Source organism: Methanosphaera sp., assembly GCF_022768985.1.
GTDB lineage: Archaea > Methanobacteriota > Methanobacteria > Methanobacteriales > Methanobacteriaceae > Methanosphaera.
Window position 1 is genome coordinate 33,905 of sequence record NZ_JALEKL010000008.1, and the last position, 19,491, is coordinate 53,395.

Sequence of the window (19,491 nt, forward strand, 5' to 3'; positions counted from 1 at the left end):
AAAAAAATATAAAAAAAAGAAAAAAAGAAGGGGGTGTATGATTATATTACAGTCATCTTAATTTGTATTTTATATGTTGATGATGGATATGTAATTTTCACAATCTGACTTCCACGGTTTTTAAATGCATAGTTGAGTGTAAATGTATCATCTTTTGATTTTGTTACACCATATGTTTTTGATTCTACATTAAATGGTATTGCAAGTCTTGGTGAGATTGTTGTTTCTTTAAGTGGTGATACAATTTTTGTTCTAACTCCACGATTTACTTTGTTTGGATTTGTTAGGTTAAATGTGTTATTTTGTATTCTTAATGGTTTATTTGAATATATTTGTATGTTGTTTTTGTAGTTTGATTTTGTGAAGTTTGAGTTGATGATAAGTGTGTTATTTCCATAGTTTACTATTACATCTGCCATGTTATCTGCTGAGTTGTCAATGAATGATGTTGAGTTAATATAGAGTGTACCGTAGTTGTTTAGTGTATCTCCACCATATTCTGCATGGTTTGCTTTTGAATATGAATTCATGAAGATCATTACTGCTGATTTATTGTTGTAGTTTACAGCACCATATCCTGCAATGTTTTGTTCACTTGCAAGGTTATACATCTGTGCTGTTGCCTGGTTAAATGTTACTCCTCCACGGTTTGCATAGTTACCAGTTGATGATGCACCATATATTTGTAGACTTCCATTGTTGTATGTTACTCCACCATTGTTTGTTGCTCTGTTGTATCTGAATGTTGACTGTTGTATGATAAGTGCTGAGTTTTTATCATTATAGTTTACTCCACCATTGTTTGTTGCTTTGTTGGATGAAAATTTAGAGTTTGTAAGATATAATGTTTTTCCATTGTAGTTTGCTGCTCCATCTGTTGCATTGTTATAGTCTGCATAGCTGTTTTTTATCTGCATTAGACCAAAGTTTGCATTTGCTCCACCATATTTTGCAACGTTATAATTTAGATTTGATGTGTCAATATATAATGTTCCATTAGGATTGTTGTAGTTTACTCCACCAAAGTTTACAGCTGTATTGTTTATAAATATTGAGTTGTAGATGTTCATACGTTTGGTTCTGTCATTGAAGTTTACTCCACCATTTGCTTTTGCTGTGTTGTTTGTGAAGTTTGAATTGTTAAGTGACATGTTACCATTGTTGTATGTTACACCACCACGTATTGCTGTGTTATTTGAGTAAGTTGATGTGTTTATTATCATTGCACCATTGTTATAATTTACTGCACCATTAATTATTGCTTTGTTGTAGTTGTATATTGAACTTGATGATACTATATCTTTGTTGTTGAAATTAACTCCACCTTTATCAGCACTGTTGTATGTGAAGTTTGACATGTTAATATCTATGCGTCCATAGTTTGCATTTACTCCACCATTAAGTGCACCATTATTTTTAAATGCTGAGTGTGTAATGTTAAGTGTTGTATTCTTATTTTGGTAGTTTACACCACCTTCTTTTTGTGCTCTGTTTGCTGTGTATGTTGAGTTGATAAGTGTCATGTATTTTTTGTTGATGTAGTTTACTCCACCATGGAATGATGCATAGTTATTATTAAATGTTGAATTTGCAACTGCAATATCATTGTTGTTATAGTTTACTCCACCACGTTTTGCAATGTTATTGTTAAGTTTTGATTTAATAATCTGTATTCTTCCATTGTTGTTGTAGTTTACTCCACCATTTTCTGTTGCTTTGTTGTAATTTAGTGTTGAGTCAATCATTGTAGTGTTAAGTTTATCATTATAATTTACACCACCATGTGTTGCTGTGTTTTCATTCATTGTTGTTTTTGAAATTATAAGTGTATTAGCATTATAATTTACACCACCACGTACAGCTGTGTTATTGAAGATGTTTGATGATATTACTTCAAGATATCCATAGTTAACATTTACACCACCAAATGATTTAGCTGTGTTATTTATCATTTTTGACTGATTAATTGATGCCATGGTGTTATTTCCAATATAGTTTACACCACCCATATTTGCAATATTACCCATAAATTCAGATTTAGAAATGGTAATTGTATATTTATTGTTATAATTTACACCACCATTTTTAGATGCTGAGTTATTTATGAAATGTGATGATATGATGTTTATGTAACGGTTGTTGTAGTTTACTCCACCACGTGTTGCAATATTAGCAATAAAGTCTGAGCCATTTATTAACACTGTACCATTGTTGTTGTATATTACTCCACCATTTTCATTTGCAGTATTTTCAATAAATTTTGAGTTTATAATATTTATACTACCTTTATCTGAGTATATTACTCCACCATGAAGTGTTGCTGTGTTATTTTTAAATGTTGAATTTTCAATATTAACATTACCATTGTTATAAATTGCACTTCCACGATCAGATCTTGTATTTACTACTGTAACATTATTTAAGTTAAGTGTAAATCCACTACGTACATTAATTAAATGTTTACCATTACCATCAATTGTAATTTTATTACCATTAATTGTTAAGATCTTAGTTTTCTGAGATGAACTACCCCAACTTAAGATTTTTGTAACATTATAATCACCAGGATTTAAGTTAATAATGTACTCTGTTGTATTTTTAAGCTTTTTAGCCTCTTCAATGGAATTGTATAATTCATCAAAGCTTGAAACATTAGAATACTTTTTAGTTGTATTTGTTATGTTAGCTTTTGGTGTTGTATTAGTTACTGTTGTATTATTTTTAGTTGTTGTCACTGTTGTTGAATTTTTACTATCGTCATTATCATTGTTGTTATCTTTTGTTTGTATATCACTTTTTATGTCATCACTCGGAGTTGTCTTTGGTGTTCCATCAGATATTTCATAATAAACACCTATATAAGAAGGTTGTTCATTACCACTAACAGCATGTCGATGCACAATATCACTTGCATCACCCATATCGCTAGAATCATCAGCAGCTACTGCTGAAAGACCAATAATTAATCCGAAAATAACAGTTAAAAAGAGAATACATGCTCTCTTATTTTTTAACATAAATTCACCGATTAAAAAAAAAATTTACTTATATTTGATTAAAAAAAAAATTCTAATTTAAAACAAAACACTCCACACCTAAAAATATTAAAATAATAAGTGTAAAATGAATAATAATTAAAAGTAAATAAAACTTCTTTTAATTAAATTAAATTAAATTTTATAGTTAATATATCTATTAAAAAAACAATATAAATCTTACCTAAATAAGAAAAAAAGACTTAAAAAACCTTATAAAAAAAAGAAAAGAGTGAAGAAATTAGATATTATCTAATTTAAAATTGAATATAAATTGTTTAAAAAAAAAGTAGTTATGAAAAAAAAAATAAAAAAAAGGGGAGAAATATAATTAAAATTTAATAATAATAATAATTATTTCTCACAGTTAAATCATCAGTTGATTCGGGTATTTGGTTATATGATGGGCTATTACTAATTATTCTGTTGTTTGAAATTTCACCACGAGCATATTCTTCACATATTGCTCCACCATAACTTGAAGCACTATTATATTTAAAGGTACAATTTTTAATTATTGATTTATCAGGTTCTACATGTGTACCATCACCTGACCATGAACCTTCTATTGATATTGCTCCACCACATTCTGCTGAATTTGATTGGAATGTAGAGTTTTTAATACTTAGAAGTTGTATATTTGATACTGCTCCACCATATGTTCCTGCTTTATTTGAAGAGAAGTTTGAGTTTGTTATTGTTACATTTGCTTTATTTGTAAAGTTTCCACTATCAATTACTCCTCCTGAGTAGTAAACTTCATTATTATTAAATTCGGAGTTTGTTATTGTTACAAATTTATTGTTATAGATTACTCCACCTGCTGAAGCATAGTTACTTGTAAATTCAGAATTTTTTATGTTAAGTGTTCCATTATTAAAGAATACTCCTCCAACATAATCATAACGTGTTGAATAGTCACTATATACTTCTGAGCTGTATTTTCCACATCCTTTTATTTCTATGTTTTCTATGTTTACTTTGTTTCCTTTTGCTATGTTCATAAATCTGTGACTGTGTGTTCCTGTTATTGTACTTTTATTTGGTGATTTGATTGTAAGTGTTTTTGAGTATGAATTTTTCCAGGTTATTTCATCATATACATAAATGTCATTCATTACATTTATTGTTGTATCTTTTGATGATTTTTTTGCATTGTTTATTGCATTGTAGAAGTCATTTTCTGTGTATACATTAATTTCTCCTGCTTTTTTAACGTTGTAGTTGATTTCTATTGTATTTGTATAATCACTTGGATATGATATTGTCACTATTTTTTGTCCTGAGGTTGTGAATGTAAGTGTTTTTGAAACAAGGTTGTTGCTTGATTTTTTTACTGAGTAGGTTGTTGATCCTATGTTGAATTTAACATATGCATTTCTTGATAGTGATGAATCTTTTATTGGTGAGGTTATTGTAACTTGATTTCCTGTCATGATCTGTTTTGTACTATTTAGTGTGAAGTAGTTGTTTTCTAGTTGCATTTTTTTATCTGTTAATATTTCAATTCCTGTTCTAGTTGGTTGTGTGAATTCATTGCCATATATGTAGCAGTTTCCACCATAGTTTATGATTGTGTTTGCTTCATATGTTGCATTGTTATCTGATATTGTTGAGTCTTCTATTGTTAGTGTTCCTTTGTTGTTGTATGTAAGTCCTGCTCTTATTGCTTCATTATTTCCTGCTGTAACATTAATTAGTGTAAGATTTCCTCCATCATTGTAGTTTACTCCACCATTTGCTTCTGCAAAGTTTCCATATATTTCAAAGTCTCTCATTTTTAATGTTCCAAGGTTGTAGTTTACTCCTCCACGTGTTGCCCTGTTAGTATTTATCCAGGAGTCATCACCATTCATTATTATTGTTGCTGATCTTTTATTGTAATTTACTGCACCATTGTTTTGTGCAAAATTATAAAAGTATGAATCAGCTTCTGAGTTTATTGTTCCATAGTTGTAGTTTATTCCACCATTGTTTTTTGCATTATTTTTTCCATAGTAGTTATTATATGAATTGATTGTTCCATAGTTGTAGTTTATTGCTCCATCTGTTGCATTGTTACGTCCAAATGTTATATTTTTCATTGTTATTGTTGCATCTTTACAATTAAAGTTTACTCCACCTATTTTTGCATAACAGTAGTTTATTTGTGTATCACCTTGCATTGTTATTGTTGAACCTTGTGAGTTATAATTTACTCCACCTTTATTTGTTGCATTTGCTGATTCAATTTCTATATTTTCCATGGTGATTTGTCCATTGTTATAGTTAAATCCACCATTTTCTGCTTCTCCTGTCATTTCATAGTATTCATCTTCATATACTGAATTTTCCATGTATAGGTTTGCTTTATTGTTGTTGTAGTTTGCTCCACCATTTTTTGCATATCCTTTAAGTTGTGTACTTTTAATATAAAGGTAGCAGTTTTTATCGTTATAATTTACTCCACCATTCATTGTTGCCTTATTTGAGGTAAGATTTGATGTGTAGATGTACATTTGTCCATTGTTATAGTTTACTCCTCCACGTTTTGCAATGTTTTGTGTTGCATTTATACGATAAATTGAGGTATTACCATTGTTAAAGTTTACTCCACCATTGTTTGTTGCTTTGTTGTTGTATGCTTCAATTTCTACAATTTTAGTTTCAGCATTCTTGTTTGTGTAGATTACTCCTCCAAAGTTTAATGCTTGGTTGTTTGATATGGTTGATGTTTCAAGGTCTGTGTAGAATTTATCATTATAGATTACTCCACCATTTTGTGTTGCTTTATTGTTTTTAAATGTTGAATTTTTAATATATGTAGATCCTAGGTTGTATACTGCTCCTCCACGTACTGCTGTGTTATATGAGAAATATGAATCTGTTATATCCATTTGTCCATTGTTGTTGTATTGACCATTGTTATTATATACAGCTGCACCATTTGTAGCGTAGTTGTTTGAAAATGATGAATTTTCTATTGTTACATTACCTTGATCATTGTATATTACTCCACCATTTTTAGATGCTGTGTTATTTAGGAATATTGAATCATAAACATTTAATGTTCCTTTGTTGTATATTACACTTCCACGTTGTGCTGATGCATATCTTACTTTGAAATCATTAAGTGTGAGTGTGTATCCTTTTTCTACTTGTATAAATTGGGTGTTATTTCGTCCATCAAATAAGTAGTTATTTGCATATATTGTAAGTTTTTCTGTATAACGTGAATTTCCCCATACTATTGGTTTTGTTATGTTGTAATTTCCATAGCCTAGGTAGATTATTTCATGGTAATTGCCGTAGTAATAATTGTTATTTTTTATTTTTTCAATTGTATTATAGAGATCATTATACCCATATACATAACGGTAGGATTTTGTTGTTTTATTGGTTGTTAGTTTTGTTTTATTTGCTGTTTTTGTTGTGTTTTGTTTTTGTGTTTTTACATCTTTTTTTTTCTATATTTTTAGTTTCTGCTATTTTATCTGTATTTTCTACTTTTTGTTGCATTTGATGTACATCAGGTGTCATATCAGCTGTTGTTATTTGTGCTTGTGTTGATATTTCATTTTTATCATCAATATCTGCAGCATTTACTGCTGATACACCTAGTATTATCACAACTAAAGTAACTAAAAATAGCATTGATAGTTTTTTAGTTTTCATAAAAGTTGTTTTGCTCCCATAAAATTTTTTTATAAAATAAACTTTAATATCCCACAATTAATAAAAAAAATTCCATATTTTAATCAAATAAATTTTTAAATAACTAAAATAAAACAATTATTTTAACTAAATTTAAGATATTATAATATTATATATGATATAACTATTAATTTATATTTTATATAGAAATTAGTAAGATTAAATTATAAAAAATAAAGTTAAGTGCATTTTCTAGAAAGTGTGTGAAAGTAAATATGTTACACTAGTTTTCTTTAGATTCTACTATATTTAAGGCAATTAAGCTTCAATTTAGCTCTTTTATTATGATAACCTATAATTAATTAAGAATAATAAACATTACAACTATAATAAGTTTAATATTGAACTAATTAATTTAATAGATATGAATAAATGATTAACATGATACAAAGAAGTAAATTAATCCCTTTTATGTTTATTTTATTATTTTTTCTGGCAATAACAACTGTAAATGCAGCACAAATAGATGATACAGGCAATAATACTCAATTGTCACATAAAAGTAGTGAAGTAGTAACAGCTGTTGTATCACAGCCAGATATAAAAGTAGATGAAAACATAAAGATGCAAAAAAATATAAAAAAAGAACAAACACGTAATGTATCAAGTTTTGATGAATTATATGATACAATAGAGGATATAAAAACAAATTCAAATGAAACATCACAAACTATTAACCTTAATGCTGGAAACTATAATATTACAAAGACAATAAACTGGGGAAATACAACACATACAACAAAAACACTTACAATTAATGGAAACAATATAAAAGTTGATGGACAAAGACAATACCAGTTTATGAGTATATCAAATAATTACACACTTAATATCTACAATATCATATTAGAAAACTGTAGTGGTTCAGTATTTAAATCAAGTGGTAATTTAACAATTATTAACTCAAACTTCAAAAACAACAATGCAACAAGTGGCGGGGTTGTATATAATGAAGGATTTTTAGTTCTTAGAAATTCAAACCTTACAGACAACCATGCAACTAATAGTGGAGCATCAATATATAACAAGGCAAATGCTAGTATTACAAATACCTTATTTAAAGACAACACAGCAAAAACAGCTGCAGGTGTATATAATGATGGTGGAATGACAAATATTATAGATTCAAACTTCATCAGTAACATTGCAGATAATGGTGGAGCCCTTCTAAATTCAAATAATGGTACTATGAATATTATCCAATTATACTTCTTTGATAATAATGCAACAGTAGATGGTGGAGTATTATATAACAAAATAGGAAATTTAAATATTATACACTCAAATTTTACAAATAACAATGCAAAAAATAAAGCATCTGTAGTATACAATAGTGGAAGTCTACTAGTTGATGGATGTATACTAAGTGATAACTATGATAAAGAAAATTCTAGCATAGTATAAGATAACACAGCAGATAGTAGCATGGTATGTAAAAATAATATAATATCAAATACCTACACATCAAAGACAAAACAACAAATACGTATCTATTCACCAGTAAATAGAATAGATGAAACAGATGAGGTAATCTTCACAGTTGACGGTAGTAACATCACAGCTATAAATTCAGATGATGGATCATATATTGACTATACATATAACACAGCAGGAAGAAAAACAATACAAGTTACATCACCAATACTACCTGAAAATAATACAATAACATTAGTTGTTAAAGTTGAAGTAGAAATTGACGCGATAAATCTTAACACAATAGATGACACACCAGTATTTAACAATATTACACTAAAAGGAAACATAACAAATAATGGAATACTTGTAGGTGATGATGTACCTGTTATAATACAACTAAATGGAAGATATTATAATTCAACAGTAAAAAATGGTATTATTAATGAAACTATAGATACATCAAATCTTAAATCTGGAATGTATATAATAGCAGTAATTGCAAATCCTGACACTTCAAATGTAAAAGTTGAGACAACCATACTAAACATGATAAAACGTGAAATAGACAGAATTGATCTTAGAGTTGATAATGTAAATAAACAGCCAATCATAATTACAACCACAACATATAATGAGAATAATAATACCATAAATTCAGGACGTGTAATATTTAAAGTTGATGGTAGTGTAGTTGGTAGTGTAAATGTAGATGAAAATGGAGTAGCAGTACTTAATTACACAGATATTCTATGGGCAGGAAACTATGATATAAGTGTAGAATATACAAGTGACTACTACAACATGAAGACAAATAAAACAAAAATAGCAACAAGAAATGTGATTGACACACCAACTATTGAAACAAAAACTGTGACATATTCAACATCATCAACAATAAAAGTAAATCTTACATCAAATGGAGCAAAAGTTGCAGGAAGTATAGATTGTGATGCAAAGATAATTATAAATGGAGTAGAACGACAGCTTAATACAACATTTAGAAGTGGAAAACTTACAATAAAAATACCAAATGACATACCAGCAACAGGTAATGAATCTGATGGATATGACATCATAGTAAATATCAAAGAAAATGACATGTATGATGCAAAAGAGTTTATGGCTAAAGTATATATCCAGAAATCAAATGCAATACTACTACTTGATGTAGCAAATAAAAATATAACAACACTTGACACTCTCAAAGCAACAGTACAGATAATATCACCATCAGAACTTGATGGAAAAATAGCATTTACAATACTTAATAAATCCGATGTTATTACAACAATATATGCAGACATCATAGATACACAATCAACACTAAACTATGACCTTAATGGAACCATTCCAGCTGGTGAATATACACTAAAAGCTGCAATTACATCACCTAACTTTGAAGCAGCACAAGACATGACCAAAATAAACATAACACCTGTTGATGTAGCAGACCATGAAATCATAATAGGTGAAATAAAAACACTAGAGAACATTAAAATCAATGAAATACTTCTTGATGTAAATGGAGATGAACTAAAAGGAACCTCAAATATTGAAGTACTAATAGGCAACAAATCAGTACTTAATGTGACAATCACTGGTGGTAATTTAACTATTGAAATTCCAACAAATACACTAAAAGCAGCAACATATAATACAACAATAGTACTTAAAAATGTAGCATATAACATGAAAGTATTTATGACACAATTTAATATAACACGTCGTGATGTAGATATAACAATAGCACACAACAATCCCAAAGTACTCGGTGTACTTCAAATAAATACAACAATCTACAGTGCTATGAAATCTGTTGAATGTGGTGTTGTAACATTTAAAATCAATGGATGTACACTAAAAGATACAAATGGAAATACAATAAAAGTAGCAGTAAATAGTGGTGTTGCACAACTTAACTACACACTACCTGAAAGTATAGGACAAGGACTCTACAATATAACAGCACTATATTCTGATAAAAACTACTACAACAGTAATATAAAAACAGTAAATAATACACAAATTACAAGAGTTGACATGGAAGATATAATTGTTGAACCAGTTGAAATAAGAAAAGGTGAAAATACAATAATTGACATAACACTCAGAGATACTAATGGAAATACTATAGTTAAAGATGTTAAAGTTGTAATTAAACTTAACAATAAAACATTTATTCAAACTAAAACAACAGATGGAATATTAAACCTTGAACTTAACACATCAACACAAAAAGCAAAACAACACACAATAGATGTAATATTTGATAAAAATAGCCTCTACAACCAGCAAAGATGCACCATAAATTTAACAATCAAAAACAGAATAGCTGATATTAAAATAAATACACTCAACACAAAAACCACACAAACACTACCAATAGTTGTAATAGTACAAGAAGATGGTCAAAGTGTAAATGGTGGATTTGTAACATTTAAACTTAATGGTAAAACACTAAAAGATACACAAGGTAATGTGATTTATGCTGAAGTTGTTGATTCAAAAGCAATACTTTCATATAAACTACCAACCACCCTTGGATCTGGAAACTACACATTATGTGCACAATTTAGAAATAGTGACTTTGAAAGCACAGAAGCTGAAACAAGCCTTGAAATTACAAAATCAATAATAAATAATGAAACACTTGATTGTATGGTTGTAAAGTATGGATCTGACCTCACTATTAATTCAGACATATTTGACATGGCAGGAAGTAAAATTAAAGCAACAACCAAGGTGACAGTTAAATTAGATGATAAAACATTTATAACTACAGCAATTGTAAATGGAAAACTTAGACTTAAAGTTAATACAACCAATATGAAAGTTGGAAATCATACAATAATAGTTAAACTTGGTGAAAACTCATTATACTCATCTGCTAGGATTGAAATTCCAATTATTGTTGAAAATTAGGTGTTTTATTATATAACACCTTTAATCTCCCTTTTTTACTTTTTTTATTTCAATTTTTATTTTATTTTTGTTTTTAATTTTTTATTTGATTTTTTTTATCTATTTTTTGTGTTGATTTGTTATTTTTTTGTTGTTTATGGTGTTGTTTGTTATTTTTTTATTTTAAATATTTTTTATAATTTTTCTTGTTTTGTTTTAGTATACTATTTTTTCTCTTTATAATTAAACACTTTTTTAAAGCTTATTTTCTTGTTTTATTTATTTTTAAATATTTAAATATTATTTTATTGAAATTATTTAATTGTAGTTGATTTTTAAGAATTATAAGTGCTTTATTTTAGAAATAAATAAGTTTTTAGTAAAACTAACTAAATTAAAGTTTTATAATAATCGTACTTTCTAAAATATTTGCTTAAATTAAAATTAAACTATGGTAAGTATTTAACAATTTAATAAAAAAAGTGGGATGAAAAAATAATGATAAATAAGAAAAAAATATTTTCTTTTATATTTATCTTAATATTTTTCATAATGATAATATCAGCAGCAAATGCAGCAGATACAAATGCTACAAATGATATTAAAAAAGATACAACTGCTAAATTATCACCTGAATTAGACGATTCAGTAGCAGAAGTATCACAAAAAGACATTGTGCAAAATAAGACACAAAAAGAAAATATAAAAGAAACAACAAAAACCCAGAAAAATGCTAAAGAAAATACAATAAAACAAACACAGAAAAATTCTAAACTAAACACCATAAAAGAAACAAAACAAGATACAATAAAAGAAACAACAGTAAATAACTACCAAGAATTATATAATAAAATCGAAGATATTAAGGCAAACTCAACAAATCTTGAGGAAGTAATCAACCTAAATCCTGGAGACTATAAAATAACCGAGACAATAGTATGGGGAAATGCCGCTCATACAAAAAAACTAACAATCAATGGAAACAACCAGACAATAAATGGACAAGACAAGTACAGATTCTTACATATACTAAAAGGAAGCACATTATATCTTAACAATATAACAATAGATCACTGCTTCATAAATCGTTCAACATCAACTAATGGTGGAGGAGCAATATATAATGAAGGTGAAACCACAATAAATAACACAATTATAAAAAATACTTGTTCATCAAAAAGTACAGAATCCTTTAGTGGTGGAGCAATAAGAAACGATGCAAATCTAACAATAATCAACTCAAAAATAGACAATTGTCATGCACTAAATGGAAGTGGAGGAGCAATATATAGTAGTGGATACTATGAAAGTGATCAATATATTGAATCAAAGCTCATAATTGAAAATTCAACAATAAACAACTGTACAACAGCACCAAATGGTGCAGGTGGAGCAATATATAGTAGTGGATATGCAGTTATTGAAAATTCAAACTTCACAAATAACTGGGCTCGTAACGGAGGAGCATTATATATTATCAATGAAACTATAAAAGCACCTAATGGAAATTACATTATTCGAAATTCAAACTTCATAAATAATACGGCAAACTGGGCAGGAGCAATATTTAACTACCGAGAATCAAATGTAACAATAACTTCATCAAACTTCACAGGAAACAAAGCATCTGATATAGCAGGAGCAATTTTTGGTCATATGTTAGTTACAAATACAACAATTATAAACTCAACATTCACAAATAACACAGCATTAAATGGTTATGGTGGAGCTGTTAAAAATGATAATAATATGACAATAATTAACTCAACCTTCATAAATAACTCAGCATTAAATGGTTCAGGTGGAGCTATTGACTCTGAGCATAACATGACAATAATTAACTCAATATTTAAAAATAACAGAGCAAAAAAAGCTGGTGCAATTGTAATTTATGGTGAAAATATGAATATGACTGGTTTAATTATTGAAAATAACAATGCAACTAGCCGTGAAGGAGCAATATTTACAGGTATGTCTTGTAATATTACAATTAACAACTCAACAATTATAAATAATTATGATATGAATGGAACATCAGTATATCTATATACAAATTCAGCAAGTAACATAACAATATCAAATACAACAATCAATAATACATATAAAGCAAATGCATCAGAGCCTGTAAATATAACATCACCTATACAAATGGAAAATCTTGATATAAAAGAAGTTAGATTTACACTTGAAGATAAAACAATTACAACAACAAAAGATAAAAAAACAAACATGGTAATGATAAACTATACATTCTACAATGTAGGTATAATTCCTGCAAATGTTAAGTTTAGTTCACTTTTTACCCAGAATAATGACTTTAATGCTATAATGGATGTAAGTCCTGTTGATACACAAATAAAAATATACTCCTATAACACTACAATAAAAACACTAAATAACTTTACAATAATTGATGCTACAATAAAAACAATAAACAATAAAAATATTGTGGGTGAGATACCTGTTGACTTCCTTATTAATGGAGTAAAAGTACATAATATAACAACAGTTGATGGTAAAATCTACAGAATAATACTACCTACAGATAAATACATTGCAGGTGAATATAACTTCACAATACAATCAAAACAGACACCAATATATAATCCATCAAATGCAACAAGAACATTTAAAATAAAAAATAGAACAGCAACAATCACAATAAATACAAACACACCAAAAGTAGAAGGAGAACTTACAGCAAACATAACAATACGTGATGAGACAGGTCTTGTAAATCGTGGAAAAATAATAGTACTTGTAAATGGAACACAGATCTCAGAGCCAATAAGTATAGATAATGGAAAAACATCAATAGAATACACACTTCCATCAACAATAAAAGCAGGAAAATCAGACATTACTGTTCAATATATTGATAAATATACAAACTATGCAGAAACAACAAAAGCATTCAATGTAGAAAAATATGACATTAATGCTGAAATTAAAGATATTACAATAAAAACACTACAAAATACAACAATAAACACACAAGTAGTAGACACTCAGGGAAATATAATAACACAAGATATGGACGTTGAAGTATTCCTAGGTAATGTGTCTGTTTTAAATACAACAACAAGAGACTCAAAACTTGATATTACAATTCCAACAGACAAATACCTTGCAGGAAAATATGATCTAACATTTAAATTTAAAGGAAATGAAAAATATAATCCTCTTGATAAAACAGTAAAACTCACAATAGAAAATCGTGATGCAATAGTAAACATCATAACAAACACTCCAAAAACACTAGAAGAACTTGAAATAACAGTAAATGTTAATGAAAATACAACACCACTAAATGGTGGATATGTGGTTTTATTAATCAATTCAAAAACACTAAAAGATACAAATAATAAAACAATAAAACTCCCTGTTGAAAATGGAGTAGTAAAATATAATTATAAATTACTCGGCTTATACAAAGCAGGAATGCATAATATCACAGCAAAATACATCAATAAATACTACAACACTGCAATAAATACAACTAAATTCAACGTACTTCTAACAGACATTACAGGAGAACTTAATCCAATAACAGCTAAAACACTCGAAAAAATAACAGTAAACATTCCAATAGTTGATGAAAATGGTAACAAATTAATTAAAGATACAAAAGTTGTAGTGAAACTTAATGGAAAAACCTACCAGAAAATGGAAATTAAAGATGGACAACTAGCATTTAACATATCATCAGAGAGATTCAGAGCAGATAAAACATACACACTAAAAATAATCCTTGGTAAAAACTCCATATACAATAACCTATCACTAAATACAACAATAAACATGCAAATACGTAAAGTAAACATTGAAATTGAACCAATAGTTGACATACACACAACACAACTAATACCAGTAAATGCACTAATAAAAGACATGGAAGGCAATCCTATAGATGGACGTGTTCTCTTTAAAATTAATGGAAAAACACAACTTGATGAAAACTTAAAACCAGTATTTTTCGAAGTAAGAAATGGAGTAGTTGATGCAACATATAAACTACCTGTAACAATAAATCGAAACTACAAAATAGAACTAGTACACTCAGCAATTGGATATGAAAGATCAGCAGCAAGCATAACATTTAAAGCACAAAAAACAGATCTTGCAGATCCAACAATAAAACCAATAACAATAACAAAAGGATCAAATACAACAATCACTACACTACTTGAAGATATTTATGGACAAAAAATAGCAAGAACATCAAAAATATCAATAAAAGTCGATGGAAAAACACAACTAAGTGGAGTAGAAATTACATCAGGACTCATCAATAAAACAATTGATACACAAACACTAAAATCTGGAAATCATAAAATAACACTAGTAATAGGAGAAAATACAGTCTATAATAAGAAAGTTGTGGAAGTACCACTCACTGTTGAATAAAATCTTAAAAAAAGGAAAGAGGGTGGAATTGGATGAAAAGTGGTGATGATAAAAATTAAAATTTCTAATTAATTAAAATTTCAAAATAAGAAAAAGTTCTTTCCCCCTAACTTCTCATCTTCCCCCCATTCTCTTTTTTTCATTATTTAATTTTGTATTAGATTCCATTGTGCATGGTTTTTGCTAGATTTTGTGCATATTCTAGTGGATTTTTTGGATTATTTATTTCAATTTCAGGATCAATTTTATTTAAACTACTTGCATATTCTGGATTTTCGCTTTTTTGCTGATCTATTTTATGGTTTTCAACTTCTATGTAGAGTGCATCTATTAGGTTTCTGATTGATTCATATATTACTAGTTCTCCTTTAAATTTATTATCATCTAGCATTAGATTTGTTAATGTTTTAATTAACTGTTTTATCTCAGAAATACCACACCTACATCTACATAGCATGTCTTCAACTTCATAGTATGCATCGATGAGTGAATCTATTTCATCTTTGTTGTGTCTAAATACTACTCTTATATTAAAAAGTACCATTTTAAGGTAGTGATTTGTGTTTTTATTTAAGTTTTCATTACTAGCATTTAGTATGTCATCAATTTCTAGAACTTCAAGCTTCTTTGTTTTCATATATAATATCCTCATCTAATTTTTTTAATTACTTTATCTAGTATTATCATTTATTTTTCTAAATTTAAATTACTTTAATTAATAATGTTTTATAGATGTATTATAATAGAAATACAATACAAACGAAAAAACAGAAAAAGCATATTATTTTATTTATTATTTTTTTTTAAGTGATTAATTATGAAGTCAATGTCAAATGTAGATATATACACAATAGTTAAGGAATTAAATGAACAAATTACAGGAGCACGTGTTGATAAGGCATATCAGCCATCATATGATACAATACGTATAAAACTCAGAAAACCAGGAGAAGGAAGAGTTGACCTACTAATGCAAGCAGGTGTACGTATACATCTTACAGACTATCCTCAGCCAAATCCTACAATTCCACCAAACTTTCCAATGCTTCTAAGAAAACATCTTAGTGGTGGAATAATAACATCAATAAAACAGCATGATTTTGATAGAATTGTAGAAATAAACATTAAAAAGAAGGATACACAGTACACCATTATTGTTGAGCTTTTCAGTAAAGGAAATGTAATTCTTCTTGATGGTGATAAGAATATTATCTCACCACTTAAACATAAACAATGGCAGGATCGTAAAATAACAGCACACCAGCAATATAAATATCCACCAGAAAAGGGTATTATTATAAGTGATACAAACTTTGATGAAATAAAAAGTATTTGTATGGAATCTGACCGTGATATTGTACGTACTCTTGCAACAAATGGTCTTGGAGGACTATATGCAGAAGAAATTATAACATACACAGATCTTGACAAGAATGCCATGGCAAATGAACTTACAGATGCACAGATTAAACAGTTAAGTGATGCTGTTGCTACATTATTTAATAAAATAGAAGATGATTTTAATGCACAAATCATCAAAGAATCAAATGATGATAACTCTAAAAATAAGGATTTTGTTGCAATAAACCTAAATAAATACGCAGACTTTAGAAGTGTTACATTTGACACATTTAACAAGGCAGCTGATGAATTTTACAGCAAACAGATAAATAAGGATATAAAATCAGAGGAAGAAAAAGCATGGGCAAAACGTATTGGTAAGTTTGAAAAAAGACTTAAAATGCAACAAGAAACCAAGCAGGGATTTTATGATACCATTGAAAAATCACAGAAACGTGGAAATATGATCTATGCATACTATAGTGATATTGAATCAATACTTGCTATTATTAACCAGGCACGTTCTAATCATTCCTGGCAGGAAATTGCATCAATCATTAAAAAATCTAAAAAAGATAAGGAAAATGGTATTGCAGAGCTTGAACATATTGAATCTGTAAGTAAGATGGGTGTTTTAACACTAAAATATGATGATGTAGTATTTGATGTTGATGCAAATATTCCAATTGCTGAGAGTGCTGCCATATACTATAATAAGGCAAAAAAGGCTAAAGGTAAAATTAGTGGTGTAAATACGGCAATTGCAAATACAGAAGCTGAAATTGAAAAGCTTCAAAAGAAGAAGTCTGTTGCAATTGAAAAACTTGAAGAAACACAGAAAAAACGTAACCAGAAACGTAAACTTAAATGGTTTGAAAAGTTCCGCTGGTGTATTAGTCGTGATGGCTACATGATTCTTGCAGGACGTGATGCAATAAGTAATGAACAGGTTGTAAATAAGCATTCAACAAATAATGATATTTACTTCCACTGTGATATTCATGGTGCTCCATCAACAGTTATACAAAACACCCAGGGTGGTGAAATTCCAGAAACTACACTCTATGATGCTGCATGTCTTGCTGGAAGCTATAGTAGTGCATGGAATGATGGCTTTTCATCATATGATGTATACTGGGTAGGTATGGATCAGGTATCTAAAACTCCTCAAAGTGGAGAGTTCATAAAGAAAGGATCATTTATTATTCGTGGAAAACGTAACTATGTACGTAATGTTCCACTACTCATTGCTATTGGAATTGTTCAATATGATGGTAATGAACATGTAATGGCAGGTCCTGTTGAATGTATAAAGGTGATGTGTGCAAATTATGTAATTATTAAGCCAGGATTTACCAAAAAAGAGGCAATATCTAAGGAAATTCTTCATATTATTGATCCTGAACATAAATTTATGCTAGATGATGTTGTACGTTGTCTACCTAGTGGTAAGTGTGATATTTTAGATGAACGTGAATATGAACAGAAATACTTACGTAAATATTAACCACCCTATTTTATTTTTTTTTCTATTTTTTCTATTACTTTTCATGATAATTTTTAGGCATAACTTAATTTTAACGGAGTTATATTTTTAATAGAACCTAAATTTCAAATTAAATTAACTAAAAAAGCATGTATAATTTTAAAAAACTCCAACTAAAATATAAATTTAAGCATACTTAAAAAAAGACACTTATAAAGCCCCTATATAATAAATATATAAAACAGAAACATACTTAAAAAATTATCAATGGAGGGATCAGCAAAGTTGATAAATCAAAACAATGAAAAAGATGGATACTACAATGAAGTAAACAAAATTCTGATTTTAATTTTAATACTTAACCTAATAGTAGCAGCAGCAAAAATAATAACAGGAGCAGTATTTAACATACTAAGTATGATGTCAGATGGATATGACTCCTTCTTTGATGGAATATCAAACATAACAGGAATAATAGCACTAGTAATTGCAAGAAAACCAGAAGATAAAGAACACCAGTATGGACATTCAAAAGCTGAAACATTTGCATCAATATTTATAGCAATACTACTACTAATAGTATCAGCAGGAATTGTAAAATCAGCAATAGACAGATTCTATGGAGTAGGAATACCAAACATAACACTAATAAGCTTCATAGTACTAATCATAACACTACTAATTAATGTATTTGTCACACGTTATGAATACAAAAAAGGAGTAGAACTAAAAAGTGACCTACTAATATCAGATAGTAAACATACAAAATCAGACATATATGCAACATTAATGATACTAATAGGAATGGTATTTATAAAACTAGGATTTCCAATACTTGACCCAATACTATCAATAGTAATGGCAATAATAATCCTAAAAACAGGACTAGAAATACTAAAAGACAACATAAACATACTAATGGACAAATCAGTACTAGATGAAAACCAGATCAGAAACATAATCTATGAAGAAGATGAAATCATCAATGTACACAACATAAGAACAAGAGGAACACCAGCAATGGTATATCTTGACATGCATCTTGTAATATGTGGAAGTCTACCACTAAAAGATGCATATAACATAGTATGCAAATGCCAGAAAAATATAAAAGATAAAATACCAGAAATAAAAGACATCGTAGTACACCTTGAATCAGAAGAAGGACTAAAAGATGAAATACACTACGAATAAAGTGTGTACTATACATAA

General features: G+C 28.4%; 9 protein-coding genes and 1 pseudogene. 5 read left to right on the forward strand and 5 right to left on the reverse strand.

Annotated features, from left to right (window positions below; all coding sequences use genetic code 11):
- Positions 1 to 41: 41 nt before the first annotated feature.
- The 4 genes and pseudogenes from MRZ80_RS03095 to MRZ80_RS03105 form a co-directional block, all read right to left on the reverse strand.
- Positions 42 to 3,017, reverse strand: coding sequence for a hypothetical protein (locus MRZ80_RS03095; RefSeq protein WP_292536080.1), 2,976 nt, complete (start codon positions 3,015 to 3,017; stop codon positions 42 to 44).
- A gap of 356 nt (positions 3,018 to 3,373) precedes the next feature.
- Complete coding sequence (locus MRZ80_RS03100; protein ID WP_292536081.1) at positions 3,374 to 5,911, reverse strand: hypothetical protein; 2,538 nt, start codon at positions 5,909 to 5,911, stop codon at positions 3,374 to 3,376.
- 105 nt (positions 5,912 to 6,016) lie between these two features.
- Positions 6,017 to 6,355 (reverse strand): annotated as a pseudogene (locus MRZ80_RS07375) (hypothetical protein); the annotation flags it as partial.
- A 73-nt stretch (positions 6,356 to 6,428) separates the two neighbouring features.
- Positions 6,429 to 6,689, reverse strand: a complete 261-nt coding sequence (locus MRZ80_RS03105) for a hypothetical protein (RefSeq protein ID WP_292536082.1) — start codon at positions 6,687 to 6,689, stop codon at positions 6,429 to 6,431.
- Between the two features lie 450 nt (positions 6,690 to 7,139).
- Between MRZ80_RS03105 and MRZ80_RS03110 the strand changes: the two genes are divergently transcribed.
- The 3 genes from MRZ80_RS03110 to MRZ80_RS03120 all read left to right on the forward strand — a co-directional run bounded on the left by MRZ80_RS03110 (position 7,140) and on the right by MRZ80_RS03120 (position 15,452).
- A complete protein-coding gene (locus tag MRZ80_RS03110; protein ID WP_292536083.1) occupies positions 7,140 to 8,132 on the forward strand; it encodes a hypothetical protein in 993 nt (330 codons plus the stop codon).
- A gap of 21 nt (positions 8,133 to 8,153) precedes the next feature.
- Positions 8,154 to 11,066: a hypothetical protein gene (locus MRZ80_RS03115; protein ID WP_292536085.1), complete on the forward strand. Its 2,913-nt coding sequence runs from the start codon at positions 8,154 to 8,156 to the stop codon at positions 11,064 to 11,066.
- 477 nt (positions 11,067 to 11,543) lie between these two features.
- Complete coding sequence (locus MRZ80_RS03120; protein WP_292536087.1) at positions 11,544 to 15,452, forward strand: right-handed parallel beta-helix repeat-containing protein; 3,909 nt, start codon at positions 11,544 to 11,546, stop codon at positions 15,450 to 15,452.
- A 157-nt stretch (positions 15,453 to 15,609) separates the two neighbouring features.
- Here MRZ80_RS03120 and MRZ80_RS03125 read toward each other — a convergent pair whose 3' ends face one another.
- Entirely contained in the window at positions 15,610 to 16,089 is a 480-nt protein-coding gene (locus MRZ80_RS03125) for a hypothetical protein (protein WP_292536088.1), read from the reverse strand.
- Between the two features lie 180 nt (positions 16,090 to 16,269).
- On the opposite strand from MRZ80_RS03125, the gene rqcH reads away from it, so the two are divergent.
- Together rqcH and MRZ80_RS03135 are read left to right on the forward strand one after the other, a co-directional pair.
- The gene (rqcH, locus tag MRZ80_RS03130; protein ID WP_292536089.1) at positions 16,270 to 18,300 is read left to right on the forward strand and encodes a ribosome rescue protein RqcH; all 2,031 of its coding nucleotides are present in this window, start codon (positions 16,270 to 16,272) and stop codon (positions 18,298 to 18,300) included.
- Positions 18,301 to 18,564: 264 nt separating this feature from the next.
- A complete protein-coding gene (locus MRZ80_RS03135; RefSeq protein WP_292536091.1) occupies positions 18,565 to 19,473 on the forward strand; it encodes a cation diffusion facilitator family transporter in 909 nt (302 codons plus the stop codon).
- Positions 19,474 to 19,491: the final 18 nt, after the last annotated feature.

What these genes read in the sequence shown, in the direction of transcription:
- MRZ80_RS03095 (WP_292536080.1), bottom strand. Translation starts at nt 3,017, where the DNA reads ATGTTAAAAAATAAGAGAGCATGTATTCTCTTTTTAACTGTTATTTTC.
- MRZ80_RS03100 (WP_292536081.1), bottom strand. Translation starts at nt 5,911, where the DNA reads ATGGATATAACAGATTCATATTTCTCATATAACACAGCAGTACGTGGA.
- MRZ80_RS03105 (WP_292536082.1), bottom strand. Translation starts at nt 6,689, where the DNA reads ATGAAAACTAAAAAACTATCAATGCTATTTTTAGTTACTTTAGTTGTG.
- MRZ80_RS03110 (WP_292536083.1), top strand. Translation starts at nt 7,140, where the DNA reads ATGTTTATTTTATTATTTTTTCTGGCAATAACAACTGTAAATGCAGCA.
- MRZ80_RS03115 (WP_292536085.1), top strand. Translation starts at nt 8,154, where the DNA reads ATGGTATGTAAAAATAATATAATATCAAATACCTACACATCAAAGACA.
- MRZ80_RS03120 (WP_292536087.1), top strand. Translation starts at nt 11,544, where the DNA reads ATGATAAATAAGAAAAAAATATTTTCTTTTATATTTATCTTAATATTT.
- MRZ80_RS03125 (WP_292536088.1), bottom strand. Translation starts at nt 16,089, where the DNA reads ATGAAAACAAAGAAGCTTGAAGTTCTAGAAATTGATGACATACTAAAT.
- rqcH (WP_292536089.1), top strand. Translation starts at nt 16,270, where the DNA reads ATGAAGTCAATGTCAAATGTAGATATATACACAATAGTTAAGGAATTA.